This is a genomic window from Nocardiopsis sp. Huas11, assembly GCF_003634495.1.
Classification (GTDB): domain Bacteria; phylum Actinomycetota; class Actinomycetes; order Streptosporangiales; family Streptosporangiaceae; genus Nocardiopsis.
This window is the reverse complement of the sequence record NZ_RBKY01000001.1, coordinates 1138894-1164278: the sequence shown is the minus strand read 5'-3', so window position 1 is coordinate 1164278 and position 25385 is coordinate 1138894. Positions and strand designations below refer to the sequence as shown.

The 25385-nt window shown below is 72.6% G+C and carries 21 protein-coding genes; 13 read left to right on the top strand and 8 right to left on the bottom strand.

Going from position 1 to position 25385, the window contains the following annotated elements; genetic code table 11:
* Window positions 1-142 precede the first annotated feature (142 nt).
* Window positions 143-1177 carry an MBL fold metallo-hydrolase gene (locus tag DFP74_RS05120; protein WP_121180651.1) on the top strand — a complete coding sequence of 345 codons (1035 nt, stop codon included), beginning with the start codon at window positions 143-145 and terminating at the stop codon, window positions 1175-1177.
* A gap of 102 nt (window positions 1178-1279) precedes the next feature.
* Here DFP74_RS05120 and DFP74_RS05115 read toward each other — a convergent pair whose 3' ends face one another.
* Both DFP74_RS05115 and DFP74_RS05110 read right to left on the bottom strand, forming a co-directional pair.
* Complete coding sequence (locus DFP74_RS05115) at window positions 1280-2188, bottom strand: alpha/beta fold hydrolase (RefSeq protein WP_233570809.1); 909 nt, start codon at window positions 2186-2188, stop codon at window positions 1280-1282.
* A gap of 186 nt (window positions 2189-2374) precedes the next feature.
* Window positions 2375-3913, bottom strand: a complete 1539-nt coding sequence (locus DFP74_RS05110; RefSeq protein WP_121180649.1) for a DEAD/DEAH box helicase — start codon at window positions 3911-3913, stop codon at window positions 2375-2377.
* 538 nt (window positions 3914-4451) lie between these two features.
* Between DFP74_RS05110 and DFP74_RS05105 the strand changes: the two genes are divergently transcribed.
* The 3 genes from DFP74_RS05105 to DFP74_RS05095 all read left to right on the top strand — a co-directional run bounded on the left by DFP74_RS05105 (window position 4452) and on the right by DFP74_RS05095 (window position 6114).
* Window positions 4452-5147, top strand: a complete 696-nt coding sequence (locus DFP74_RS05105; RefSeq protein ID WP_121180648.1) for a ferritin-like fold-containing protein — start codon at window positions 4452-4454, stop codon at window positions 5145-5147.
* A 161-nt stretch (window positions 5148-5308) separates the two neighbouring features.
* Window positions 5309-5620 carry a DUF6401 family natural product biosynthesis protein gene (locus DFP74_RS05100; RefSeq protein WP_053618921.1) on the top strand — a complete coding sequence of 104 codons (312 nt, stop codon included), beginning with the start codon at window positions 5309-5311 and terminating at the stop codon, window positions 5618-5620.
* Window positions 5621-5871: 251 nt separating this feature from the next.
* A complete protein-coding gene (locus DFP74_RS05095) occupies window positions 5872-6114 on the top strand; it encodes a hypothetical protein (protein WP_121180647.1) in 243 nt (80 codons plus the stop codon).
* Between the two features lie 87 nt (window positions 6115-6201).
* Here the strand turns inward: DFP74_RS05095 and DFP74_RS05090 are convergent, their stop codons facing one another.
* The 3 genes from DFP74_RS05090 to DFP74_RS05080 form a co-directional block, all read right to left on the bottom strand.
* Window positions 6202-6993 (bottom strand): hypothetical protein, encoded by a 792-nt coding sequence (locus DFP74_RS05090; RefSeq protein ID WP_121180646.1) that lies wholly within the window; start codon window positions 6991-6993, stop codon window positions 6202-6204.
* 290 nt (window positions 6994-7283) lie between these two features.
* Entirely contained in the window at window positions 7284-7925 is a 642-nt protein-coding gene (locus DFP74_RS05085; protein WP_121180645.1) for a TetR/AcrR family transcriptional regulator, read from the bottom strand.
* Window positions 7926-8109: 184 nt separating this feature from the next.
* Entirely contained in the window at window positions 8110-8319 is a 210-nt protein-coding gene (locus DFP74_RS05080; RefSeq protein ID WP_121180644.1) for a hypothetical protein, read from the bottom strand.
* Between the two features lie 346 nt (window positions 8320-8665).
* Between DFP74_RS05080 and moeZ the strand changes: the two genes are divergently transcribed.
* From moeZ to DFP74_RS05055, 5 genes are all read left to right on the top strand, one after another.
* Window positions 8666-9829: an adenylyltransferase/sulfurtransferase MoeZ gene (gene moeZ, locus DFP74_RS05075; protein ID WP_121180643.1), complete on the top strand. Its 1164-nt coding sequence runs from the start codon at window positions 8666-8668 to the stop codon at window positions 9827-9829.
* A gap of 134 nt (window positions 9830-9963) precedes the next feature.
* Complete coding sequence (locus DFP74_RS05070) at window positions 9964-10344, top strand: SPW repeat protein (RefSeq protein ID WP_121180642.1); 381 nt, start codon at window positions 9964-9966, stop codon at window positions 10342-10344.
* A 113-nt stretch (window positions 10345-10457) separates the two neighbouring features.
* Window positions 10458-10805 (top strand): MGMT family protein, encoded by a 348-nt coding sequence (locus DFP74_RS05065; RefSeq protein ID WP_121180641.1) that lies wholly within the window; start codon window positions 10458-10460, stop codon window positions 10803-10805.
* 62 nt (window positions 10806-10867) lie between these two features.
* Window positions 10868-14020 (top strand): ATP-dependent DNA helicase, encoded by a 3153-nt coding sequence (locus tag DFP74_RS05060; protein WP_233570808.1) that lies wholly within the window; start codon window positions 10868-10870, stop codon window positions 14018-14020.
* Complete coding sequence (locus DFP74_RS05055) at window positions 14013-17456, top strand: ATP-dependent DNA helicase (protein WP_121180640.1); 3444 nt, start codon at window positions 14013-14015, stop codon at window positions 17454-17456. The genes DFP74_RS05060 and DFP74_RS05055 overlap by 8 nt, the downstream gene beginning before the upstream one ends.
* Before the next feature lie 334 nt (window positions 17457-17790).
* Here DFP74_RS05055 and DFP74_RS05050 read toward each other — a convergent pair whose 3' ends face one another.
* Entirely contained in the window at window positions 17791-18339 is a 549-nt protein-coding gene (locus DFP74_RS05050) for an EF-hand domain-containing protein (protein WP_121180639.1), read from the bottom strand.
* Between the two features lie 189 nt (window positions 18340-18528).
* On the opposite strand from DFP74_RS05050, the gene DFP74_RS05045 reads away from it, so the two are divergent.
* Both DFP74_RS05045 and nudC read left to right on the top strand, forming a co-directional pair.
* Window positions 18529-19914, top strand: coding sequence for a dipeptidase (locus DFP74_RS05045; RefSeq protein ID WP_121180638.1), 1386 nt, complete (start codon window positions 18529-18531; stop codon window positions 19912-19914).
* Window positions 19915-20006: 92 nt separating this feature from the next.
* Entirely contained in the window at window positions 20007-20957 is a 951-nt protein-coding gene (nudC, locus tag DFP74_RS05040) for an NAD(+) diphosphatase (protein ID WP_121180637.1), read from the top strand.
* Between the two features lie 217 nt (window positions 20958-21174).
* On the opposite strand, the gene DFP74_RS05035 is transcribed toward nudC, so the two are convergent.
* Window positions 21175-21630: an ANTAR domain-containing protein gene (locus tag DFP74_RS05035; protein WP_121180636.1), complete on the bottom strand. Its 456-nt coding sequence runs from the start codon at window positions 21628-21630 to the stop codon at window positions 21175-21177.
* A 139-nt stretch (window positions 21631-21769) separates the two neighbouring features.
* Entirely contained in the window at window positions 21770-22030 is a 261-nt protein-coding gene (locus DFP74_RS05030; protein WP_121188035.1) for a mycoredoxin, read from the bottom strand.
* Window positions 22031-22321: 291 nt separating this feature from the next.
* On the opposite strand from DFP74_RS05030, the gene DFP74_RS05025 reads away from it, so the two are divergent.
* Together DFP74_RS05025 and tesB are read left to right on the top strand one after the other, a co-directional pair.
* Window positions 22322-24454, top strand: coding sequence for an ATP-dependent DNA helicase UvrD2 (locus DFP74_RS05025; protein ID WP_121180635.1), 2133 nt, complete (start codon window positions 22322-22324; stop codon window positions 24452-24454).
* Complete coding sequence (tesB, locus tag DFP74_RS05020) at window positions 24447-25337, top strand: acyl-CoA thioesterase II (RefSeq protein WP_121180634.1); 891 nt, start codon at window positions 24447-24449, stop codon at window positions 25335-25337. The genes DFP74_RS05025 and tesB overlap by 8 nt, the downstream gene beginning before the upstream one ends.
* Window positions 25338-25385: the final 48 nt, after the last annotated feature.

The window sequence follows — 25385 nt, the reverse complement described above, 5'->3', positions numbered from 1 at the left end:
GGCCGTGACCGTGACGCCGTCCCGCGGCGATTCGACCGGCATTGGCCGAGCACCCGGGGAACGGTACGGTACGACCACAGTCGGCGTGCCGCCACAATGGTCGCAGTGCACCCATACCAGCTTGGACGAAAGGTCTGACACCGTGTTCTGGAAGCGGAAGTCGAAGAAGCAGGACGGCCAGGAGGCCACCGGTTCCGCTGCGGAGGGCGCGGTGGACACCCAGGAGGAGGTCGAGGAGGAGACCGAGTCCGAGGCGGCCGGGGTCGCGGCCGAAGGTGAGAAGACCACCGGGGCCGAGAAGGCCGACGAGACCGTCGAGGCCGACGAGTCTGTGAAGGCCGACAAGGCTGCGAAGGACGACGCCGACTCGGCCGAGGCCGAGGACTCCGACGACGCGGAAGCCTCTACCGAGACCGAGACCGAGACCGAGACCGAGACCGCCGACTCGGCGGATGAGGACTCCGAGGACTCCGAGGACGAGCCGGCCAAGGCCGCGGCGACCGACGACGTGTTCGACGACGAGGGCGTGCCCGAACCCGGCGTGACCGGCCCCGACTCCTCGGGCATCATCCGCGTGCGCTCCGAGGGCGTCTTCGAGTTCGACGGCACCAAGCACGAGATCGTCAGCAACACCTGGATCGTGGACACCGGCGACGACGGCGTCATCGTCATCGACCCCGCCCACGACGCCGACGCCATCCTCAAGGCCGTCGGCGACCGCGAGATCTACCTCGTGGCCTGCACCAACGGCTACAGCCCCCACATCGAGTCGGCCATCAAGGTGGCCGAGGAGGGCGACGCCGACATCGCGCTGCACCCCCGCGAGATGCGCATCTGGCGCCGCTTCCACGGGGCCGAGCACCGCCCCGAGATCGAGGTGGAGGGCGAGGGGTCCTTCGAGATCGGCGACCTGCGCGTGGACGTCATCGCCCTGCCCGGCACCTCCCCGGGCAGCGTCGGCTACTACATCGGCTCGCTCGGCGTGGTCTTCAGCGGCGACACCCTCCGCAAGGGCGAGCCCGGCAAGGTCGGCGACAGCGCCATCGACTACAGCAAGCAGCTCGCCTCCATCGGCGAGGCGCTGCTGTCCCTGCCCGGCGACACCCGTGTCCTGCCGGACCAGGGCCCGGCCACCACGATCGCCGCGGAGAACGTCAACTTCGACTCCTGGGTCTGATCCCGCGGCCCGCGACGGGCCGCGTCGACACCCGACGCCCGCACGAAGGCGCCGCCGCTCGAACCGAGCGGCGGCGCCTTCGTCTGTGCGTGCGGGGGCGCCTCAGCGGCGGCCCACGGACTCGGTCTCGTTCCAGAACGAGGTGAGCGCGCTGGAGGTCGTCTCGGGGGCCTCGACGTTGGGGGAGTGCCCCGCGCCCGGCACCACCAGGCGCTTGGCGCCCAGCCGCTTGGCCATGGAGTCCTGCGCGGACGGCGCCCAGGCGTCGTCGTTCTCGCCGTAGAGCACCAGCGTGGGCAGGCGCAGCGCCGCCAGCTCGGCGACGCGGTCGTCGGCCCCCAGCAGGTCCTCGGCGGTGTGGATGAGCCCCTGCGCGCTGCTCGACAACAGCCTCGCGCGCAGGAACTCGCGGATCTCGGGATCGGGGGTGCGATCGCCCGCCACCGCCTCGAACCGCTCCACCCACAGCTCTTCGAGCCGGGCGCGTGTGGGGTCCATCGACAGTGCGGCGATGAGGTTGCGGGCGTTGACCGCGCCGGGTCCGTCCAGGGCGGCGGGGCCGCTGCACATCAGGGTGAGCGAGCCCAGCGCGACGCTCTCGGACAGCGCCGTCTCGCGGACCACCAGCCCGCCGAAGGAATGGCCCACCAGGTGGACCGGACCGCCGTCGCCGACCTGGTCGACGACCTCGGCGACCACGCCGCCCAGGGAGGACAGGCGGTAGTCGGGGCGGGGGGTGCCGGGGGCCGGGTCCAGGGTCTCGGGGCCGGGCGACTCGTAGGTGCCGGGCAGGTCGACGGCGACCACTTCCCGGCCCGCCTGGGCGAGGCTCTGGAGGAGGGCGATGAAGTCCTCCTTGCTGCCGGTGAAGCCGTGCACCAGGACAGCGGGGGCCAACTCGGTGCCCCCGGAGGTGGGCATCGCGCGCAGGGCGGCCACGGGCCCATGGGCCAGCGGCAGGTCCGTGCGCCGCACGCCCGGCGGTAGGGAAAGGAACTGAGGTGTACTCACGTCGGGCAACCCTAGGGCATCGTCGGCGGGCGATCCCCCACCACGGCCGCCCGCCGCGCCGGTCGTCCCCGGCGTCCGGTGCTGCTGGTCGCCGGGGCGGTCACGGGCGGCGGGACCGCGGGGACACGCGGTGCCCGCTCGTGTTCGGTCGGCCGGGGCGCCCGCCGGTGGCAGGCGCCTCGGGGGTCAGGTGTTCTCCGGGTCCCGGCTGGCGGCGCCGCCACGGGTGCGGCGGCGACGACGGACCCGACGCGTGCCCTCCTCGGAGGGAGCGCTGTCGCGGGAGTCGCGGGCCGGTGCCGAGGACGCCTTCGGGGACGTGTCCGGAGCGGTCCGGTCGCCGGCGGTCTCCGCAACGGATCGCTCGCCACCGCGGGTGCGGCGGCGGGAGCGGTTGCGGTTGCGCCCGCTGGAGGGCTCGCGCTCCTGGACGGTGCCACGGTCGCGCTTGGCGTCGCGGTCGCGGTCGCGCTTGGCACCGCGCGGAGCACCGGTGTCACCGATGTCCTCGACCTCCTCGGCCTCCAGACCGGCGTGCGTGCGCTTGTCCACGGCGAGCCGGCCCTTGGTCCCCTGGGGGATCCGGAGCGCCTCGAAGAAGTGCGGCGAGGTGGAGTAGGTCTCCTCGGGCTCGGCGAAGGGCAGGTCGAGAGCACCGTTGATCAGCTTCCACCGCGGCATCTCCCGCCAGTCGACGAAGGTGACGGCGGTGCCGGTGCGGCCCGCTCGGCCGGTCCGGCCGATGCGGTGGGTGTAGGTCTTCTCGTCCTCGGGCGTCTCGTAGTTGACGACGTGCGTGACGTCGTCCACGTCGAGCCCGCGGGCGGCCACGTCCGTGGCGACCAGGATGTTGATCTTGCCGTTGCGGAAGGCCCGCAGGGCGCGCTCGCGCTGGCTCTGCCCGAGGTCGCCGTGGACGGCCGCGGCGGCGAAGCCGCGCTCCTTGAGGTCGCCGGCCACGCGGTCGCAGGCCCGCTTGGTCTGGCAGAACACCATGCTCTGGCCGTGGTCCTCGGCCTGGAGCATGCGGGAGAGCATCTCGATCTTGTCCATCTGGTGGGTGCGGAACGCGTGCTGCGTGATCGTCCCGGTGATGGCGGAGCCGTCGATCTCGTCGTCGTCCCCGGCGCGCACGTTGGTGGGCTGGCGCAGGTACTTGCGCGAGAGCGAGACGATCTCGCTCGGCATCGTGGCCGAGAAGAGCATCACCTGGCGCTCCACCGGAATTCTGGTGAGGATGCGCTCGATGTCGGGCAGGAAGCCGAGGTCGAGCATCTTGTCGGCCTCGTCCAGGACGACGGCGGAGACCTCGTCCAGGCGCAGGTGCTTCTGGTTCTCCAGGTCCAGCAGGCGGCCCGGGGTGCCGACGACGACGTCGACGCCCTCCTTGAGGCCGTTGATCTGCGGCTCGTAGGAACGGCCGCCGTAGACGGTGAGGATGCGGGTGCCGCTGCGCTTGCTCGCGGTGGTCAGGTCCGCGGCGACCTGGATGGCCAGCTCGCGGGTGGGGACGACGACGAGCGCGCGGGGGCGCTTGGACGTCCCGGGGGCGGCCTGTGACCGCTGCAGCAGCGGGAGGCCGAAGGCCAGGGTCTTGCCGGTGCCGGTGCGCGCCTGGCCGATGATGTCGCTGCCGTGCAGCGCGATCGGGAGCGCGAGCTCCTGGATGGGGAAGGGTTCGATGATCCCCTCGGCCTCGAGGGCGTCGGCGAGTTCGGTGCTCACACCGAGATCACGGAACGTTGTGGTGGTGGTCGTAGGAACTTCTGTGCTGGTCAGGGCTCAAGCCTCCATCTTGCGCGGGCCGGGCGTTGGCGTGGCCGCGGCGGGGTGCGGTCGCGAGCGGCTCCTGGCCGCCGCGGAGGGCGCGGCTCACCGACTGCCCGCTCCCTGCGGGACGTCTCGGTGGCGCTGCCGTCTGGACCGGCGCGGCGCGAGGGGTACCCGGCCGCGGATCGGGTCCATCCGCTGCTCTGTCGTGTGTGAGGGGACCGGTCACGGCGAGAGGGTTCGCGGTCTCCCCCGCGTTCACGGGGCGCCGGGCTCTCGCGGTCTCGGCCGCCATGCCCGATGGTGCTCCGCACACGCCGGTCATCACCGTGAGTCTAGCTGGTGATGCCTGGTGTGGACATAGCAGTTCATCGGGTTGTGGACGGCGTGGATCTACCCGTTCCCAGACTGTGCAACCACCGCGCGGCGGCGAATAGTCCCCATATCGTGACCGGTTCAGAGTGCGGACGGGGTGGGGGTTACCCTGTCGGGCATGACCACAGGCCCTACCGCCCCTCCCGGCGTGATCGATCTGCTCGGGCTGCTCGCCTATGCCGAGCTCGGCTCCTTCTTCCGTCTCGCCGACGACGCGGGACTGGCCCCGTCCCTGCGGAGCAAGGGCCAGCTGGCCGCGCTCGCGGCCACGGAGCAGGCCCACTACCAGGCGCTCCACGACCGCCTGGCGGAGCTCGGCGTCGAGCCGGAGGAGGCCATGGAGCCGTTCGTGGCCCCGCTGGACCTGTGGCACGAGCGGACCGAGCCGCAGAGCTGGCTGGAGAGCCTCGTCAAGACCTACGTCGGTGACGGGATCGCGGGTGACTTCTATCGCAAGGTCGCCGAGCTGGCGGACGAGGAGACGCGGATCCTCGTCGAGGGCGTGATGGCCGAGACCGGCCGGGCCGAGTTCGTCGCCGAGACGGTGCGCGCCGCGCTGGAGGAGGACCCCAAGCTGGCCGGACGCCTGTCGCTCTGGGCCCGCCGCCTGGTGGGCGAGGCGCTCAGCCAGGCGCAGGCCGTGGCCGTGAGCCGGCCGGAACTGGCGATGCTGCTGGCGGGGAAGGCCCCCGGGGACGGGCGGGAGGCGGCCGAGGCCGCCGACCTCGGCGACCTGGCCGCGGTCAGCAGGATGTTCGCCTCACTCACGGACCGCCACGCCGGGCGGCTGAAGGCGATGGGCCTGGCGGAATAGCCCCGGACCAGGGCGGATCCGCGCACGGATCGGAACCGGCCCCGTCACGTCACGCGCGTCAAGGCGGGGTCAAGTTCAACACTTTTGTGACGATTCATTGGTCAAGGCATCGTATAGTCGGTGACGATTCCCGTCTCCTGACCACGCGAGTAGGTACATCCATGCCCCGTGGGACCTCCGTACGCCACCCGCTGGCCGGACTCACCCGTGACTTCCACCGGATCGGCCCGTTGAGCGGTTCGCTCGACCCCTGGATCGGCGCTGAGCTGGACCAGCACGCCGCCGACGTGTGCCACGGCATCGTCTCTTCCGGGAGTGAGCTCAACGCCGACACGCTCGGCACGTACCTGCACGGTTTCATCGACGGCTGCCTGGAGCGCGGTTGGGACTCCGCAGCCGTGGACTACGACTGGGAGACACTTCGGATTCTCGCGATCTGCCGCCTGGCCAAGGACCGGGGCTTCGTCCGCTAGGTTGGTGACGTCCGCGGGTCGGCCGTGACCCACGACGCGAGGTTCCTCGTGGTCGCCCGCCCTGTCGGTTCTCCGGCGAAACGCCGGCTCTGGGCGTACGCTGAACTCATCGGTGACCCATTGATACCTCGGCGGTTTGGTTCGTGCCCCGCGGAACGCGACCTGGGATTGACGGTGTCACACCGGTTCTGAACGGACCCGTGCGCCGGAACTTGCGGAGCGGCCTGCGGAGCCGCGAGAAAGGAATGCGAATGAGGAGCGGTCGGCATGGGGCGGCGCGCCCACCAGTCGGCGTCCTGATCCAACAGGACCGAGTCGACTTCGCGCTTTTCGTACTGATCATCGTCGTGGCACTGGTGTCGATGGTGTTCACCGGGCCGGGAAGCATCGTCTTCTGGCTGGCCTTCATTCCGATCATCGCGACCGTGGTCCTGGCGTTCCGCCGGATCGAGCACCTGTCCCGGCTGGAGCTGAACGACTCCGAGTTCATGTAGCGGGCACGCACATGACGAGGGCGAGGCCTGGCGGCCCCGCCCTCTGTTGCTCCACGGCCGCTCCGCGCGACCCCGCGACGCGCCCGGCTACACCGGCGGTCGGCCCGGGGTCTGCGGCCGCCCGGCGGCTCGGGCGGCGTCCTCCTCGCGCCCCTGGCGCTCGGTGGCGGCCCGGCTCATGGCCGCCTCGCGGCCGGCCTGGTAGCTCCCCTCCTCCGTCATCTTCGAGGTCTCCTGCTCGGCCATGTCCAGCCAGCGGGTCCAGCGGGACTGCATCGGCCGGATGAGCCCGCCGCCGACACCGACGACCAGGATGCCGCCGACGGTGGCCAGCACGGCGATGAGAACCGGCAGGGTCACGGTCGTGCCGACGCCCATCTGGTTCAGCGCGGCGATGACACCGAGGGCCAGGATGGCCACCGCGGCGATGTTGGCCAGCATCGGTCCGTAGGACAGCGCGCCCAGCGCGCCGCTGATGATGTCGCGGACGGCCTTGGCCACCATCGCGGTCACCACCACGATCACGAGCGCGACGATGCCGCGCGGAATCCAGGCGATGACGTCGCTCAGCAGCTGGCTGACCGGGTTCGGTCCGAAGACGTTGAACGCGAGCGTCAGCACGAACAACAGTCCGACGTAGTAGATGATCTTTCCGCACAGCTCGCTGGCGCTCCACCGGCTGCGCTCGAAGTACTCGCCCACACCACCGCGGTGCAGAGCACGGTCCAGTCCGACGCGGTGCAGGCCCTTGCCGACCCCCTTGCCCACGAACCAGGCGATGATCCAACCGATGACCAGGATCACCAGGAATCCGAGCAGCAGCGGCGCGAAGCTCGCGACCGCCTCCCAGGCCGTCGTCAGGCCCTGACCGATGTCCATAACGTCTTCACCCCCGAATCGCTTGTTCCGACAGGGTGCCGTTTGCTCCCTATGCGGATACGCGAGGAGAAGTGCCGTACTTCTCAATCCGGCGATACCCGTCGAACGAGGTTCGAACCGTTTGTTGGGCCTGTCTCGTGCGTATTACGCTGAATTTAATGAACCATGGGACAACTGTGGGGGAATTACAGTTCACATTGCTGGACAATGCGCTCGGGCCGATCTATTTCGCCTCGAACGCACGAACCCCCGGACGCCGTGGCGTCCGGGGGTTCGCGTCGTGCGTGGTCCTAGGAGCCCTGCTCCTCGTTCGTGCGCTGCAGGTCCCAACCGCTGATGCCGCGCCAGGCCAGGCGGGCGACGAGCGTCTCGGCGGCCTCCTTGGGGATGGCGCCGTAGTTGTTGAGCCAGTAGCGGGCGCTGGTCTCGGCCATACCGACCAGGCCGATGCTCAGCAGGTGCGCCTCCTCGTCGGAGATGCTGGTGTCCTGCCGGATCACGTCGCCGATCAGCTCCGCGCAGCGCTGGAAGGTCTGCTCGCTCTTCTCCCGCACCGCGGGCAGGTTGCGCAGGTCCGACTCGAACACGAGCCGGAAGGCCTCACCGTCGCCGGCCACGAAGTCGAAGTAGGCGCGAAAGCTCGCGATCACCCGCTGGCGGTTGTCGTCGGTGCTCTCCAACGCCTCCCGCTGCTTTTGGACCAGCTCCTCGGAGTGCTCCTCCAACAGGGCGAGGTAGAGCTCCAGCTTGCCTGGAAAGTGCTGGTACAGGACGGGCTTGCTGACCCCGGCGCGGTCGGCGATCTCGTCCATCGCGGCCGCGTGGTAACCGCGGGCGACGAAGACCTCCTGAGCCGCGGCCAGGAGCTGGCGGCGGCGCCTGACCCGGGGCAAACGGGTGCCCCGGGCGCGGGCGTCTGAAGGAGCTGTCACACCCACACCCTCCGAACTCGGCATGGCAGATGCGCGCCATGACCGAACATCTGCGTGGCTAGTGCTGTGCAGACGCGGCTCGGTTCGGCCCGCCGTCCCACAGCCTTTCTGCCATCTTACTCCTGCGTAGGTTCGGAGTGGGCAGGACGTCGCCCGCCCCGCGACGCCGGGGGCCGGACGCGGGTCAGCGGCGCTCGTCCTCGTCGTCGGTGCCCGCCTCGCGCAGCTGTTCCACCACATCGGCCTCAGCGGCCTCGGCGGGCGTCTCCGCGGTCGCGGACAGCCAGTCGTCCTCGCCTTCGGCCGCGAGGGCGCGCTGCTCGGCCGCATCGGCCTCGGGGACCTCGGGGTCCACCTCGCCGCTCGTCCGGCCGTGCCGTTCGTCCTGTGCCACGGTGGCCTCCTCACGTCGTCGCTGAGCGTACGAACGACACTACCCGCCCGCCCGGCGGCGTCACGGGAGAGCGCGCGGGACGAACCCGCAGGCCCGGGTGTGCGGGCGCAGCCTGGGCGCGGGCAGCGCCCAATCGTCAACGAACCCGCAGGCCCGGGTGTGCGGGGCCTGCCGCCCACCGTGCGCGCGGCAGGGTGTGCCGCTGGTCTCCCCGGGGTGGGAATGCAATACCCCACCCGTTAGGTTGGGTATCAGTGAAAGCACGCTTCGCGCCCCGACCCCTCACCCGGAGACACCTCCGGGACGGGCGGAGCGAAGCACCGTGAGACAGAGATGAGGAGTCACCGTGTCGCTGCCGCCGCTGGTGGAACCAGCCGCCGAGCTGACCGTGGACGAGGTGCGCCGCTACTCGCGACACCTGATCATCCCCGACGTGGGCATGGACGGGCAGAAGCGCCTGAAGAACGCCAAGGTGCTGGTCGTCGGCGCGGGCGGTCTGGGCTCCCCGGCGCTGCTCTACCTCGCCGCCGCGGGTGTGGGCACGCTCGGCATCATCGACTTCGACGTCGTGGACGAGTCCAACCTCCAGCGCCAGATCATCCACGGCCAGAGTGACGTGGGCCGTCCCAAGGCCGAGTCCGCCCGGGACAGCATCAAGGAGGTGAACCCCAACACGAACGTGATCCTGCACCAGGACCGCCTGGAGTCGGACAACGCGTTGGAGATCTTCGCCGACTACGACCTGATCCTGGACGGCACCGACAACTTCGCGACCCGCTACCTGGTCAACGACGCCGCCGTGCTGCTGAACAAGCCGTACGTGTGGGGTTCGATCTACCGCTTCGACGGCCAGGTCAGCGTCTTCTGGAACGAGTACGGGCCCCAGTACCGCGACCTCTACCCCGAGCCCCCGCCGCCCGGGATGGTGCCCTCCTGCGCCGAGGGCGGCGTGCTGGGCGTGCTGTGCGCCTCCATCGGGTCGGTCATGGTGAACGAGGCCATCAAGCTGATCACCGGCATCGGTGACCCGCTGGTCGGCCGCCTGCTCATCTTCGACGCCCTGGAGATGACCTGGCGCGAGGTCAAGGTCCGCAAGGACCCCGACACCGAGCCGGTCACCGAGCTCATCGACTACGAGGCCTTCTGCGGGGCCGTGTCGGAGGAGGCCACCGAGGCCGCCGCCGGCTCCACGATCACCGCGGGCGAGCTCAAGGACCTGCTCGACAACAAGCCCGAGGACGTCTTCCTCGTGGACGTGCGCGAGAAGAACGAGTGGGAGATCGTCAACATCCCCGGCGCCGTGCTCATCCCCAAGGGTGAGTTCCTCAACGGCAAGGCGCTGGAGCGGCTGCCGCAGGACAAGCGCATCGTCCTGCACTGCAAGTCGGGCGTGCGCTCGGCCGAGGCACTGGCGGCGGTGCACGCCGCCGGGTTCTCCGACGCCGTGCACGTGGGCGGCGGCGTCCTGGCCTGGATCAACCAGGTGGACCCGAGCCTGCCCGTCTACTAGACGCGCTTGAGACGAACCGCTTTCCCGGCGCCGGAGTCATGCGACTCCGGCGCCGTCGCGCGTCCAAGTGGGTACATGTCCTGACAGAGGCCGCGCGACCGAAGGGGCGCGGCACGCTGATGGGAGGTGGCACTATGCGCAAGGAAGCACGCTGGACGGATGTGGCGCTGGTCGTCGTCGGCCTGGCGCTTGCCCTGAGCTACGTGTGGCACGGGATGCTGGGCTTCGGCGGGGGCGCGATGCTGGTGCTGGGGGTGGCCGCCATCGTGGCCGCGATCCTGTCGCTCACCCGACCGGGGGCCGTGTCGAGCGAGATCGCGGCCATCGCGATCGGGGTCCTGGCCTTCATTCTGCCGTGGGCGACGAGTTTCACGCACGAGCCCGTGGCCGCCTGGTCGGCGTGGATCCTCGGCGCGGTCATCGCCGGAGTGGGCGTGTACGGGCTGGTCATGGCCACCAAGGCCCGCCGTCGCGACCCCGAGCTGGCCTGGACCCAGCACGTCACCCAGATGTAGTGCTGTGTTTTCTTTGGGCCTCCGCTCGTTCCTCGCTTTGGCCCGGTGCTCGGGGCGCTGGAGGCCAGTGAAGGCCCCGGCGTGAGGCGCCCCGAGCACATAGGGTGCGGGCTGTGACCAACGCAGCCGAACCCAGGGAAGCGGCCGGGGAGGCCGGGCCGGACGAGTACTCCGACGAGGTCCTCGCCGTGGTCGAGGCCATTCCGGCCGGACGCGTGATGAGCTATGGCGACATCGCCGAGTACGTGGGGCGCGGCGGACCGCGCCAGGTCGGCACGGTGATGTCCACCTGGGGCGGGGGAGTGCCCTGGTGGCGGGTGGTGCGCTCCGACGGGCGGCCGGCGTCCGGCCACGAGGTCCGGGCGCTGTCCCACTACGCCGCCGAGGGCACTCCCATGCGCCCCGGCAGCGACCGCGTGGACATGCGCCTGGCCCGATGGGACGGGCACTCCCGGGACTGAGGGGGACCCTGCGCGGTCCCGGTGCGTCCGGGATGGTCGCCGCCCTCTGGTGAACTGGAGGCGTGGAACATCCCAGGTACCGACTCGTCCGGCGCGCCCACCAGGTGCAGCCGCCACCGGTGCTGGACGTCAACCAGCAGCGCGTGGTCGACCACGAGGGCGGACCGCTGCTGGTGCTGGCCGGCCCCGGGACCGGCAAGACGACCACCATCGTCGAGGCGGTCGTGGACCGCGTGGACCGGCGCGGCGTGGACCCCTCGCGGATCCTCGTGCTCACCTTCAGCCGCAAGGCCGCCCAGGAGCTGCGCGAACGCATCACCGCCCGGCTGCGGCGCACCACCCGCGAACCGCTCGCCCTGACCTTCCACAGCTACGCCTACGCCCTCATCCGCCGCGAGTTCCAGCGCATGGGCGACCTGCCGCCCCGGCTGCTGTCCGGCCCCGAACAGCTCATGGAGGTGCGCGAGCTCCTCACCGGGGAGTTCGGCGACGGCGCCGGCGCGTGGCCCGAGCGCCTGCGCCCGGCCCTGGAGACGCGCGGCTTCGCCGAGGAGCTGCGCGACTTCCTCATGCGCGCGCAGGAGCGCGGGCTGGGCCCCGACGAACTCGACCGGCTCGGCCGCGAGCGCGAGCGCGACGACTGGACGGCGGCCGCGGGTTTCCTGGACCGCTACACCGGCCGGTTCGACATCGCGCCCGTGCCCACGCTCAACTACGCCGAGCTCGTGCGGGTGGCGGCGAACATGCTCTCCGACCCCGGCGTGCGGGCCCGGGAACGGGCCGCCCACGAGATCGTGTTCGTCGACGAGTACCAGGACACCGACCCCGCCCAGGAGGAACTCCTGCGCGCCCTGGCCGGGGACGGCCGGGACCTCATCGCCGTCGGCGACCCCGACCAGTCCATCTACGCCTTCCGCGGTGCCGAGGTCGGCAACATCCTCGACTTCCCGCACCGCTTCCCCACCCGGGAGCGCGCCCCCGCCCCGGTGGTGGCCCTGCGCACCTGCCGCCGCAGCGGTGCCGGGCTGCTGGCCGCCTCGCGCGCCGTGACCCGCCGCCTGCCGGCCGTGCCCGCGCCCGGAGGACACGTCAACGAGCACCGCGACCTCACGCCGGCCGACGGCGTCCCCGAGGGCGAGGTGCGCGTCCTGCTGGCGGAGAGCACCACCCAGGAGGCGGCGGTCATCGCCGACACCCTGCGCCGCGCGCACCTGGTCGACGGCGTGCCGTGGTCGGACATGGCCGTCCTCGTGCGCTCCTCCGCCCGCCAGCTGCCGGTCCTGCGCCGCGCCCTGACCGCCGCCTCGGTGCCGGTGGTCGTGGGCTCGGACGACCTCCCGGTGGCCGCCGAACCCATCGTGCGGCCCCTGCTCGCGCTCATCCGCTACGGACTCGACCCGGACCGGCTCGACGACGAGGCCGCCCGCGAGCTGCTCACCAGCCCTTTCGGCGAGGCCGACTCCGTGCGGCTGCGCCGTCTGCTGCGCGCCCTGCGCCGTCTGGACCTGGACCGCGCCCGCGAGGGCGACGGCGGCTACCGGCCCTCCGCCCAACTGCTCGTGGACGCCCTGCGCGACCCCCGCGAACTGGCCCTGGTCGACCCCGAGGTCGCCGCGCCCGCCACCCGGGTCGCCGCGGCGCTGCGCACCGTGGGCACACTCGCCGCCAAGGGCGCCGACGCCGAACAGGTCCTGTGGGAGCTGTGGCGCGACAGCGGGCTCTCCGACCGCCTCCTGCGCGCCAGCCTGGCCGGGGGGCGCCGGGGCGCCGCAGCCGACCGCGACCTCGACGCCGTGGTCGCGCTCTTCGAGAGCGCCGCCCGCTACTGCGACCGCCTGCCGCCCGGCGCCCCCGCCGGGTTCCTGGAGGACCTGGCCGCCCAGGAGATCCCGGGCGACAGCCTCGCCGAGCGCGCGCCGGAGGGCGAGGCCGTGCGGATCCTCACCGCGCACCGCGCCAAGGGCCTGGAGTGGGACCTGGTCGTGGTCGCCGGCGTCCAGGAGGGGGAGTGGCCCGACCTGCGGCTGCGCGGCTCCCTGCTCGGCGTCGAAGAGCTCGTGGACGCCGACGTGCACGCCGCCGACTCCTCCGGCGCCGCACTCGCCTCCAAGCTCCTGCACGAGGAGCGCCGGCTCTTCTACGTGGCCCTGACCCGGGCCCGCCGCACCCTCGTGGTCACCGCCGTGGGCGGCGAGGACACCGACGAGCGCCCCTCCCGCTTCCTGGCCGAGATGGGCACGGGCGACCCCGAGCCGGTCAACACCGGCCGCCGCTGGCTCTCCCTGCCCGCGCTCGTGGCCGACCTGCGCTCGGTGGTCACCGATCCCAAGGCGCCCGAGCCCCTGCGGGAGGCCGCCGCCGACCACCTGGCCCGCCTGGCCGAGGAGGGCGTGCGCGGCGCCGACCCCTCCGAGTGGTACGCGCTGACCCCCTTCACCGACGAGGGCCCGCTGGCGGGGGAGGAGGACACCATCCGCGTCTCGCCCTCCCAGGTGGACAGCTTCACCAACTGCCAGCTGCGCTGGCTGCTGGAGCGCGCCGCGGGCGCCTCCTCCGGCGACTCCGCCTCCGCTCTGGGCACGGTCGTGCACGCCGTGGCCGTCCTGGTGGCCCAGGGCAGCGGCGCCGACGAGATCGGCGAGCGCATGGACGAGATCTGGTCCGACCTGGACTTCGGCGGGCCCTGGCAGTCCGACAAGCAGCGCGAGCGGGCCGACGAGATGGTCCGCAAGCTCGTGGCGTGGGACGCCTCCAACGACCGCGAACTCGTCGTGACCGAGGAGGGCTTCAAGGTCGACGTCGGCGGGATCGAGATCACCGGCCGCGTCGACCGGCTCGAACGCGACGACCAGGGCCGTGCCGTGGTCGTCGACATCAAGACCGGCGCCGCCAAGGCGGACGACCTGGCCCGCCACCCCCAGCTCGGGGTCTACCAGATGGCCGTGCTCAAGGGCGCCTTCGCCAAGCTCGGCCTCACCGAACCCGGCGGCGCCTCCCTCGTCCAGGTCGGCGGGGCCGCGTTCTCCAACAGGGTGCGGGAACAGCCGCAACCGCCCCTGGGCGAGGACCCCGACCCCCGCTGGGCCGAGGACCTGGTGCGCGAGGTCGCCACCGGTATGGGAGGCTCCCGCTTCACCGCCACCCGCAACATGGGCTGCAGGTCGTGCGCCGTGCGCGCCTGCTGCCCGGTCCAGGACGAGGGCCGACATGTCTGAACCCGAGGAAGCCGCCGAGCGGCCGCCCCTGCCCCGCTTCTCCCCGCCCGAGCTGGCCCGCCTGCTCGGACAGCCCGAACCGACCGCGGAACAGGCCGAGGTGATCTCCGCGCCCCTGGAGCCGGGCGTGGTCATCGCCGGGGCCGGCTCCGGCAAGAGCGAGACCATGGCCTCGCGCGTGGTCTGGCTGGTCGCCAACGGGCTGGTGCGCCCCGAGCACGTGCTCGGCCTGACCTTCACCCGCAAGGCCACCGCCGAGCTCGCCGAACGCGTCCGCAAGCGACTGGAGCAGCTGCGCGCCACCGAGCAGTTCCCCGAGGAGCTGCTGGACGGCGAGCCGACGGTGTCCACGTACAACGCCTACGCCGGGCGCATCGTCGCCGACCACGCCCTGCGCGAGGCGGTCGAGCCCACCGCCCGCCTGCTCAGCGAGGGCCAGTCGTGGCAGCTCGCCGCCCGCGTGGTCGGCGAGTACGACGGCCCCATGGACCTCATCACCGTGGGAGCCGACACCGTCATCCAGCGGGTCCTGCACCTGTCGGGCGAGATCGCCGACCACCTCACCACCACCGACCAGGTGCGGGGCATCGGCCGGTGGATCCAGACGGGCGTGGACGCGCTGCCCAAGAAGCCGACGAAGGACACCCGCGACCTCGTCGACGCCCAGCGGCGCAGGGAGCAGCTCCTGCCGCTCGTGGAGCGCTACGACCACGCCAAGCACGTGCGCGAGGCGATGGACTTCGGCGACCAGATGGCGCTGGCCGCGCGCATCGCCGAGCACCACCCCGAGGTCGGGCTGATCGAGCGCGGCCGGTACCGCGTGGTGCTCCTGGACGAATACCAGGACACCAGCCACGCCCAGCTGGTCCTGCTGCGGTCGCTGTTCGGCGACGGCCACGCGGTCACGGCGGTCGGCGACCCCTGCCAGTCCATCTACGGGTGGCGCGGCGCCATCGCGGCCAACCTCACGCGCTTTCCCACCGACTTCCCGGCCGGCCCCGGCCGCCCCGCGCCGGTCCGCCGCCTGTCCACGAGCTTCCGCAACGGCGAGCGGATCCTCGGGGTGGCCGCGCGCATCGCCGAGCCGTTGCGGGCCGAGGCCCGGGACGTGCCCGTGCTGCACCCCGGTCCGGCCCGGCGCGGCCGCGGCACCACCGTCACCGCGCTGTTCCACACCGAGACCGAGGAGGCCGCCTGGATCGCCGACCAGGTGTACAGCCTCGTGCACGCCGAACCCGGCGAGCCCGGCAGCGCGCACACCGCGCCGGACTTCCTCGACTGGCCGCGGGGGGAGACCGGCGGAGCGGAGGACGGCGGGACCAGCCCCGGCGACATCGCGATCCTGTGCCGCAAGCGGGCGCAGTTCCCGCCGCTGCGCGAGGCACTGGAGGCGCTGGACATCCCGGTGGAGGTCGTGGGGCTGGGGGGCCTCATGCTCGTACCCGAGGTCCGCGACATCATCGCCACCATGCGCGTGGTCCACGACGCCTCCGCCGGCAACGAGCTGGCCCGCCTGCTGACCGGGCCCCGGTGGCGGATAGGACCGCGTGACCTGGCCGCCCTGGGTGCGCGCGCGGCGGAGCTGGCCCGGCACACCCGGCGCGACCTCACCGGTGCGGCCGCGCCGGAGGCGCCCGGTGACGACGCGGGGGAGGACCTGCTGCGGCGGACCGTCCTGGACCTGACCGCGGAGAGCGGCAGCCTCGTCGACGCCGTGGACGATCCCGGGCCGGCCGAGAACTACTCGCCCACCGCCTACGAGCGCCTCGGGCTCCTGGCCGAGGAGCTGCGGGCCCTGCGCAAGCTCGTCGGTCAGCCGCTCCCCGACCTGGTCACCGAGATCGAGCGGATGCTGGGACTGGACATCGAGGTGGGGGCGCGCTCGGGGCGCGACCCGCTCTCGGCGCGGGCCGACCTGGACGCGTTCGTCGACCACGCCGTCCGGTTCGTCGGCAACAGCGAGGACCCCACGCTCGGCGGCTTCCTGAGCTACCTGAACGCGGCCGAGGAGAACGAGAGCGGACTGGCGCCCGGCGAGCGCGTGGGCGGCTCCGACAGCGTCAAGCTCATGACGATGCACGGCGCCAAGGGCCTGCAGTGGCCGGTCGTCATCGTGCCGGGGGTGAGCGCGGGCGCGAAGGCGCCGCTGTTCCCCGCCAAGGCCCGCGACGCGTTCGCGTGGGTCAAGGCCGACCGCCTGCTGCCCTACCCGCTGCGCGGCGACCGGGCGAGCCTGCCGGTCCTGCGCGGGGTCGGCAAGGACGACATCGCGGCGTTCAAGGAGCAGGAGGAGGCCCGCCACCTCATGGAGGAGCGCAGGCTGGCCTACGTCGCCGTGACCCGCGCGTCCTTCGCGCTGGTGTGCACCGGGCACTGGTGGGGCCGGACCGGCACCACCCCGCGCGGCCCCTCCGCGTTCCTGGAGGAGATCCGGCGGGCGTGCGAGGAGGGCTCCGGCTCCGTGGCCCGCTGGGCCCCGCCGCCGGACCCCGAGGCGACCAACCCGCACGAGGCGCAGGACGACACCGCCGTGTGGCCGCCGGTGGAGCACACCGACGCGGACGTGCCGGGCGACGGGGCCGGCGCCGAGGACCCGGACGGCCCCGAGGCGCGACCCGATCCGCGTGCGGCCCGGCGGGCGCAGATCGCCGCCGGCGCCGAGATGGTCGAGCGGGCCCGGGCGCACCTGCTGGCGGGGGAGTCGGAGCGGAGCGCGCAGCCCCCGGCCGGCCTGCGCCGCCGCCTCCAGGGCTGGGAGCGCGACACCGAGCTGCTCCTGGCGCACCGCCACCAGGAGGCGGCCGGCCCGGGGGAGGGGCCGATCCAGGTCGAGCTGCCCGCGCACCTGTCGGTGTCGTCCATGGTGTGGCTGGCCCGCGATCCGGCGGCGCTCGCCCGCCAGATCCGGCGTCCGCTGCCGCGCCCGCCCGCCCCGCACACCCGCCGGGGCACCGCCTTCCACACGTGGCTGGAGCGGCGCTTCGGCCACGAGGCCACGCTCCTGGACGAGCTGCCCGGCGCCGCCGACGAGACCGCGGGCGAGGACGAGGACCTCGCCGAGCTCCAGCGGCGCTTCGAGGAGAGCGAATGGGGGGCGCGGACCCCCGCCGAGGTGGAGGTGCCCTTCGAGACGGTCATCGGCGACCGCCTGATCCGCGGCCGGATGGACGCGGTCTTCCACGACGCCGGGAGCGGCACCTACGACGTCGTCGACTGGAAGACCGGACGTCCGCCCGGCAACGACGTCGAGCGCCGGGCGGTGGGCGTCCAGCTGGCCGCCTACCGGCTGGCGTGGTCGGACCTGGCCGGAGTCGGCCTGGAGGACGTGCGCGCGGCCTTCCACTACGTCGGCGCCGGCCAGACCGTGCGTCCGGCGGACCTGCTCGACGCGGACGGGCTGGCCGCGCTCATCGCGGCCGTCCCCGAGCCCGGCTGAGCCGGACGGCGGCGGGGCCCGTCGCCCCGACGGGCCCCGCCGCGTGCGCGGGCGGCCGTGCGGCGGTGGTGGGCGACGGTGGGCGACGGTGGGGGGTGTTGCGCCGGAGGCGTCGGTTGAGGGTGGCCCGTCCCTCGCGCGGCGCCCCCGGGCGGTGGTGGGCGACGGGTGGGGGGTGGTGCGCCGGAGGCGTCGGTTGAGGGTGGCCCGTCCCTCGCGCAGCGCCCCCGGGCGGTGGTGGGCGACGGGTGGGGGGTGCTGGGCCGGAGGCGTCGGTTGAGGGTGGCCCGTCCCTCGCGCGGCGCCCCCGGGCGGTGGTGGGCGACGGGTGGGATCAGATCATGCCGAAGACGAACCCGCCGGCGGAGTCCTTGTCGTCGCCGAAGAGGAACTCCCGCGCCGACAGGACGAACTCCTCGCGGCTGATGAACCCGTCCCCGTCGGTGTCCAGGGCCTTGAACCGGTCCCACGCCGTGTCGACGGCCACGCCCAGGACCTCCGCGTACTCGACGTACTCGGACTCGCTGATCGTGCCGTCGTCGTCGGCGTCCAGGAGGTCGAAGGCGGCCTCGGCCACGCCCTCGGTCACGTTGAACCGGCTCCGGTCCTCCGAGGCGGCGTGCAGGGCGCCGACGAACGTCTCCCGGTCCAGGCGCGGCTGGAACGCCGACGAGTGCCGGAGCAGCTCCAGCCACAGCATGTGGTACGAGGTCTGGATCGCCTGCATACGGCGGTCGTTCTCGTCCAGCGAGTAGCCCCTGACGTACCGGTCGACCAGGCGCTTGTAGTCGTCCCAGGTGATCGACGCGTCGTTGTCGGAGTCCAGCGTGTCGAAGAGCCGGCCGAACCGTTCGGCGATGGGGGCGGAGGGAGCAGATGCCACGGGGGTTCCTCTCGTCGTCGGGCGGGCGTTTCCCGTCCCGTGCACATTCGAGTCTCCCGCAGCCGAAACGGTTCCTCGTCGATCCGCGCCCCCGTGCGCCGCGCACCCCCGGGGTCGGGTCGGGGTCTGTGGTGGTTCGTCCAGGTTCTAGTCTCGGATCCGACAAGAACGTCTAGACGAGGACGGTAGATGGACGCGCGCGCCTACATCGAGGACCACCGGGAGGAGTTCCTCTCCTCCCTCAAGGCCTGGTTGGAGATCCCCTCGATCTCCGCCGACCCCGAGCGCCACGGCGACGTGCGCCGGTCGGCCCGGTGGCTGGCCGACCACCTCACCGTCACCGGCTTCCCCACGGTCGAGGTCTGGGAGACCCCGGGCCTGCCCGCCGTGTTCGCCGAGTGGCCCGCCGCCGATCCGGACGCGCCCACCGTCCTCGTCTACGGGCACCACGACGTCCAGCCGGTCGACCCCGTCGGGGAATGGCGCACCGAGCCCTTCGTACCGACCGAGATCGGCACCTCCCTGTACGCGCGCGGCGCCTCGGACGACAAGGGCCAGGTCCTCTTCCACGCGCTCGGCGTGCGCGCCGCCCTGGCCGCCTCCGGCGCCGACGCCCCGCCCGTCACCGTCAAGCTGCTGGTCGAGGGCGAGGAGGAGTCCGGCTCCGTCCACTTCGCCGAACTGCTGCGCGACCGGCGCGACCGCCTGGACTGCGACGTGGCCGTCATCTCCGACACCACCATGTGGGCCGCCGACACCCCCTCCATGTGCGTGGGCATGCGCGGTGTCACCGACGTCGAGATCAGCCTCTTCGGCCCCACGATGGACCTGCACAGCGGCTCCTTCGGCGGTGCCGTCCCCAACCCGCTCAAGGCCATGAGCGACCTGCTGTCCGGGCTGCACGACGCGGACAACCGGGTCGCCGTCCCCGGCTTCTACGACGGGGTGGTCGAGGCGGGCGCGGAGGAGCGCGCACTCATCGCGGAGCTGCCCTTCGACGAGCGGGAGTGGCTCGGGACCGCCGCCTCCACCGCCACCTGGGGCGAGGCCGGCTACAGCACCCTGGAGCGCGTCTGGCTGCGGCCGACCGCCGAGATCAACGGCATGTGGGGCGGCCACACCGGCGCCGGCGGCAAGACGATCGTGCCCCGGTCCGCTCACGCCAAGGTCAGCTTCCGACTGGTCCCCGGACAGGAGCCGCTGCACGTGCAGGACCGCGTGCGCGCCTACGTCGAGGCCAACACCCCGCCCGGCCTGCGCGCCGAGCTGGAGTTCGGCGGCCCCGGAGTGCGCGCCTGCGCCTCCGACCTGTCCTCGGGCGCGGTCAAGGCGGCCCGCTCGGCCATGGAGCGCGCGTTCGGCACCCGCGTGCTCTACACCCGCGAGGGCGGCAGCGGCCCCGAGGCCGACATCGCCGACGCCCTCGGAGCGCCGCTGGTGTTCGTGGCCGTCGGACTGGACGAGGACCGCATCCACGCGCCGAACGAGAAGGTCGAGATCCCCCTTCTGCTCAAGGGCGCCGAGAGCGCCGCCCACCTGTGGCGGGAACTCGCGGACCAGGCCGCCCGCTCCTGAACCCGCTCGGGCATGCGAACGGTGCCCTTCGGTGTTAGTCCTGTAGACGTAAGGCCTGGCCGGTACCGGCCGCCCGAGTTCTGGAAGGTTCCATGGACGCCGACGCGATCCCCGCACTCTCCCGCTCCACCATCGATCTGGCGGGCCACCGTCGTCTCGACGACGCCTGGCTGGACAAGGCGTGGGCGGACCCCGCCTCGCACGTCCTCGTCCTGGAGGGCGGTGATCCCGGTCACCACGGGTGGCAGGCGCTCATGGCCAAGCAGTCCCGGGCGCTGGTCCGCACCGGTGAGCGGCCGGAGCTGGTCCTCACCGATCCCCGCCAGGCACCGGAGGGCGAGCGCTACCTGCTCGGCGTGGAGGACGGGCGGGCCTACTTCGCGGTGCGCGCCGCCACGGAACTCGCCTCGGCCCCGGGCGCCGAGCCCGCCTCCCTGCGGGAGGTCGGCGCGGTCCTGAGCGACCGCGACACCGGCCTGCTCACCCGGGCGATCGCGCTCGCCAACTGGAACGCCACGCACGGGTTCTGCCCTCGTTGCGGCGCCCGCACCACCATGGCGGCGGCCGGACACGTGCGCGTGTGCGAGGAGGAGGGCACCGAGCAGTACCCCCGGATGGACCCGGCCGTGATCATGCTGGTGCACCGCGAGCGCGACGGCCGCGAGGAGATGCTCCTGGGCAACAGCGCCAAGTGGGACGCCCGCCGCTTCTCCGTCCTGGCCGGCTTCGTGGACGCGGGCGAGTCGCTGGAGCAGGCCGTGGTCCGCGAGGTCGCCGAGGAGGCGGGCGTGGTGGTGACCGAGCCCAAGTACCTGTCCTCCCAGCCCTGGCCGTTCCCGCGCAGCCTGATGATGGGCTACACCGCCCGCGCCGTCGGCGAGACCGAGCGCACCGACGACGAGATCGGCGTGACGCGCTGGTTCACCCGCTCCGAGCTCAGCGACGCGCTCCGGTCCGAGGAGGTCGTGCTCCCCGGTCGTGTCTCCATCGCCCGGACCCTCATCGAGCACTGGTACGGCGGGGAACTCCCCGGCGGCTGGTGACCAGGGGAGTCCCGCGGGGCCGGTGATGGGAGTCGGGTCGTGGGAGACGGGTGGTGGGTGTCGCGCCGGAGGCGTCCGTTGAGGGAGGGTGCCCGCCCCGACCGTCCCCCGGGCACGGTGGTGGGCGACGGGTGGTGGGTGTCGCGCCGGAGGCGTCCGTTGAGGGAGGGTGCCCGCCCCGACCGTCCCCCGGGCACGGTGGTGGGCGACGGGAGGGCTAGTTCGGCGCGGCCGTGCCGTTGAGCTCGTCGGGCAGCACCGTCAACGGACTGGTGCTGCTCTCCACCACGTCCCGCGCCAGGTCGGCCACCTTGCGTCCGCGGGAGCGGGCGGACGAGCGCAGCCGCTCGAAGGCCTCTCTCGGGGCCATCGTGTGCCGCTCGGCCAGGACCCCGATCGCCTGTTCCACGACCACGCGCGAGTGCAGCGCGTGCTCCAGCTGCGCGATGGTGTGCCGCAGCCGCTCCACCTCGGAGGCGTCCTCGGGTGCGCGTCCGGGGGCCTGCGCGCGCGGCTGCGGTACCCCGGCCTCGCTGGTCAGCAGGTCCGCCAGGACCATCGCGCTCACCAGGTCGGGGACCTCGTGCCCGCCGCCGACACGCCAGCCGGTCGGCGTGCGCCGGACCACGCCGACGTCCGCCCCGCCGGCGACCGCCATGTCATGAGACCTCATGTCGTCCCCCAACTCAACACTCCCCGTCGTGATCGTCCTGTGCGCCGGCCGGGCGGGCGTCGGGGGTGCGCGGCCGCGGTCCCGCCGCGGCCTGGGGGCCTCCGTCGCACCTGGGTGCTCGGGAGGCCCGAGTTCCGTCCTACGCCAACTCGGCCAGCTTCTTCTTCACCTGAGCGAGCGACGGGTTGGTCATCGCCGCTCCGTCAGAGAAGACCACCGTGGGAACCGTTTGGTTCCCTCCGTTGACCTTCATCACGTACTCCGCGGACTCCGGGTCCTCCTCGATGTTCACCTCGCTTACGGTGATCCCCTCGCGGGCCAGCTGGCTCTTCAGCCTCTTGCAGTAGCCGCACCAAGGGGTGGTGTACATCGTGAATCGTTCGGTGGCCGTCGTCGTCATCTCGCTCACGTCGTCCTGTCTCGCGGTCGTGGTCATCAGTCGGTCCCACATGTCAACACCACGTGGCCCGTAGCGCTTCCCGTGACCGCGAGACACCCCGTGGGACGCGTCACAGGCCCGACTGGTTCTGTATTACCGAGTGCCAAAGGTTCGTCCACAGGTTCGGCCGGTGGTCAGGTCCGTTCCCCGTGACGCCCGATACTTGAGAGACTGGCATCCGCCCACCCGGCCTCGTGCGCCGACGACCACGCCGATCCCCCGACCGACACGCCCCGACCACACAGGAGCAGCATGGACCCCGACCGCGTCCTGGAGGGACTGGACCCGGAGCAGACCCAGGCGGCGCGCGCACTGCGCGGCCCCGTGTGCATCCTCGCCGGAGCGGGCACGGGCAAGACACGCGCGATCACGCACCGGATCGCCCACGCGGTCGCGAGCGGCGTCGTCTCCGAGCAGCAGATCCTGGCCGTGACCTTCACCGCGCGGGCCGCGGGGGAGATGCGCGGCAGGCTGCGCGGGCTGGGAGCACCCAGGGTCCAGGCCCGCACCTTCCACTCGGCCGCGCTGCGCCAGCTCTCCTTCTTCTGGCCGCAGGTGGTCGGCGGACCGCAGCCCACCCTCATCGAGAGCAAGATCCAGGCGGTCGCGCGCGCGGCCAACTCGGTCGGCGTCCAGCCGGACCGCACCGGCCTGCGCGACCTCGCGAGCGAGATCGAGTGGGCCAAGGTCACCCAGGTGCGCCCCACCGACTACGAGCGCACCACCACCAAGCAGGGCCGCCAGACGCCGCTGCCCGCCGCCGAGGTCGCCCGGGTCTTCGAGGCCTACGAGGAACTGCGCCGCGAGCACAACCTGCTCGACTTCGAGTCCATGCTCGAACTCACCGCGGGCATGATCACGGAGTACCCCGCGATCGCCCAGCGCGTCCGCGACCAGTACCGCTACTTCGTCGTCGACGAGTTCCAGGACGTCAACCCGCTCCAGAAGCTGCTGCTGGACGCCTGGCTCGGCGACCGCGACGACCTGTGCGTGGTGGGCGACCCCAGCCAGACCATCTACTCCTTCGCCGGCGCCACGCCGGGCTACCTCACCGGCTTCGGGGCCCGCTACCCCCACGCCACCGTGGTGGAGCTCGTGCGCGACTACCGCTCCACCCCCCAGGTCGTGCGGGTGGCCAACCACGTCATCGCCCAGGCCCGCGGCACCACCTCCGCCAAGCACCTGACCCTGCGGGCCCAGCGCCCCGACGGCCCCGACCCCATGTACAAGGAGTACGAGGACGAGCCCGCCGAGGCCACCGGGGTCGCCCGTCAGATCGCCGTGATGCTGGAGGGCGGTACCCCCGCCGGCGAGATCGCGGTGCTGCTGCGCACCAACTCCCAGTCGGCCGCCTACGAGCAGGCGCTGTCCGACGAGGGCGTGCCGTTCACCGTGCGCGGCACCGCGCGCTTCTTCGAGCGCCCCGAGATCAAGAAGGCCGTCCACACCCTGCGCGGCGCCCGGCACGAGGTGGCGGGGGAGGAGGCCGAGCCCCTGGTGTCCACCGTCCGCCAGCTCCTGGGCCCGCTCGGGCTGACCGAGACCGCCCCCGAGGGCCGCCAGGCCCGTGAGCGGTGGGAGTCGCTCTCCGCGCTGGCCCAGCTCGCCGAGGACATGGCCGCCACCGCGGGGACCCGCGGCGGGAGGGCCACCATGGCCGACTTCGTCGACGAGCTCGACACCCGCATGGCCACCGAGCACGCGCCCGGCTTCGAGGGCGTGACCATCGCCTCCCTGCACTCGGCCAAGGGCCTGGAGTGGGACGCGGTCTTCCTGGTCGGCCTCACCGAGGGCATGATGCCGATCATCTACGCCGAGACCGACGAACAGGTGGAGGAGGAGCGCCGCCTCTTCTACGTCGGGGTCACCCGGGCGCGCGAGAGCCTGTCCATGTCCTGGTCGCTGGCCCGGTCCCCGGGCGGGCGCCGCACCCGCAAGCCCTCCCGCTTCCTGGACGGCCTGCGCCCGGCGTCACCCTCCACCGCCTCCCGCCGCACCGAGCGGCGCAAGTGCGGCGTGAGCCGGTGCCGCGTCTGCGGGACCACCCTGTCCGACGCGGCCGAGCGCAAGCTGGGCCGCTGCCTGGACTGCCCCTCCAGTTACGATGAGGCGCTGTTGGAGCGGCTGCGCGACTGGCGGCGCGCCAGCGCACAGGAGCAGAAGGTGCCCGCGTACGTGATCTTCACCGACGCCACCCTCCAGGCCATCGCCGAGCAGGAGCCGAGCAGCGTCGCCCAGCTGTCGGCGGTGTCCGGGGTCGGGGCCGTGAAGCTGGACCGCTACGGTGAGGCGGTGCTCGCGCTGGTCTCGGGTGCGGAGGCGGCCGACGTCGTCGCGGACGGCGCGGCGCCCGGAGCGGACGTGGAGGAGTCGACGGATGAGTGAGATCGCCGAGGGGCAGGATCGGGGCCAGTCCCTGGAGGACCTGCTCGCAGTGCTGGACCTGGAGCGCATCGAGGTCAACATCTTCCGCGGGTCGAGCCCGGAGGAGGGCCCCCAGCGGGTGTTCGGCGGACTGGTCGCCGGCCAGGCGCTGGTCGCGGCGGGACGCACCGCGCCGGAGGACCGCTACGTCCACTCCCTGCACGCCTACTTCATCCGGCCCGGCGACCCGTCGGTCCCGATCGTCTACGAGGTCGACCGGGTCCGCGACGGCCGCTCGTTCACCACCAGACGGGTGGTGGCGGTCCAGCACGGCAAGCCGATATTCACCCTGTCGGCGTCCTTCCACAAGGAGGAGCCGGGTCTGGACCACCAGACCCCCATGCCCGACGTGCCGCCGCCCGAGGACCTCCCGAGCACGCGCGAGCGGCTCCAGGAGGCGTTCGGCAAGCTGCCCGGGTTCGTCACCTGGCACCCGATCGAGCTGCGCCCCACGGGTCCGCTCTCCTTCGAGGCCGAGCGGGACCCGCGGCTGCGCACCGCCACCAACCCGGTGTGGCTCAAGGTCGACGGGAAACTGCCCGACGACCGGCTCCTCCAGGTGTGCCTGATGACCTACGCCTCGGACATGACGCTGCTCGACACCGTCCTGCTGCGGCACGGCCGCTCGTTCGCCGGCATCTCCATGGCCAGCCTCGACCACGCGATGTGGTTCCACCGCCCGTTCCGCGCCGACGAGTGGCTGCTCTACGCGCAGGAGACGCCCAGCGCCCAGGGGGCGCGCGGCCTGGCGCGGGGGCTGGTCTACACCCGCGACGGCGAGCTCGTGTGCTCGGTCGTGCAGGAGGGGATGATCCGCGTGATCGACGCCGAGGGCTGGAGCTGACCGGCCGCGCGGCAACACTCGCCGGCCTTGGAAGATTCCCGGGAACTC

Excerpts from the sequence above, each read along its gene's own strand:
- DFP74_RS05105 (WP_121180648.1), top strand. The coding sequence starts at position 4,452 with ATGACCACAGGCCCTACCGCCCCTCCCGGCGTGATCGATCTGCTCGGG.
- DFP74_RS05100 (WP_053618921.1), top strand. The coding sequence starts at position 5,309 with ATGCCCCGTGGGACCTCCGTACGCCACCCGCTGGCCGGACTCACCCGT.
- DFP74_RS05095 (WP_121180647.1), top strand. The coding sequence starts at position 5,872 with ATGAGGAGCGGTCGGCATGGGGCGGCGCGCCCACCAGTCGGCGTCCTG.
- DFP74_RS05090 (WP_121180646.1), bottom strand. The coding sequence starts at position 6,993 with ATGGACATCGGTCAGGGCCTGACGACGGCCTGGGAGGCGGTCGCGAGC.
- DFP74_RS05070 (WP_121180642.1), top strand. The coding sequence starts at position 9,964 with ATGCGCAAGGAAGCACGCTGGACGGATGTGGCGCTGGTCGTCGTCGGC.
- DFP74_RS05055 (WP_121180640.1), top strand. The coding sequence starts at position 14,013 with ATGTCTGAACCCGAGGAAGCCGCCGAGCGGCCGCCCCTGCCCCGCTTC.
- DFP74_RS05045 (WP_121180638.1), top strand. The coding sequence starts at position 18,529 with ATGGACGCGCGCGCCTACATCGAGGACCACCGGGAGGAGTTCCTCTCC.
- nudC (WP_121180637.1), top strand. The coding sequence starts at position 20,007 with ATGGACGCCGACGCGATCCCCGCACTCTCCCGCTCCACCATCGATCTG.
- DFP74_RS05035 (WP_121180636.1), bottom strand. The coding sequence starts at position 21,630 with ATGAGGTCTCATGACATGGCGGTCGCCGGCGGGGCGGACGTCGGCGTG.
- DFP74_RS05030 (WP_121188035.1), bottom strand. The coding sequence starts at position 22,030 with ATGACGACGACGGCCACCGAACGATTCACGATGTACACCACCCCTTGG.
- DFP74_RS05025 (WP_121180635.1), top strand. The coding sequence starts at position 22,322 with ATGGACCCCGACCGCGTCCTGGAGGGACTGGACCCGGAGCAGACCCAG.
- tesB (WP_121180634.1), top strand. The coding sequence starts at position 24,447 with ATGAGTGAGATCGCCGAGGGGCAGGATCGGGGCCAGTCCCTGGAGGAC.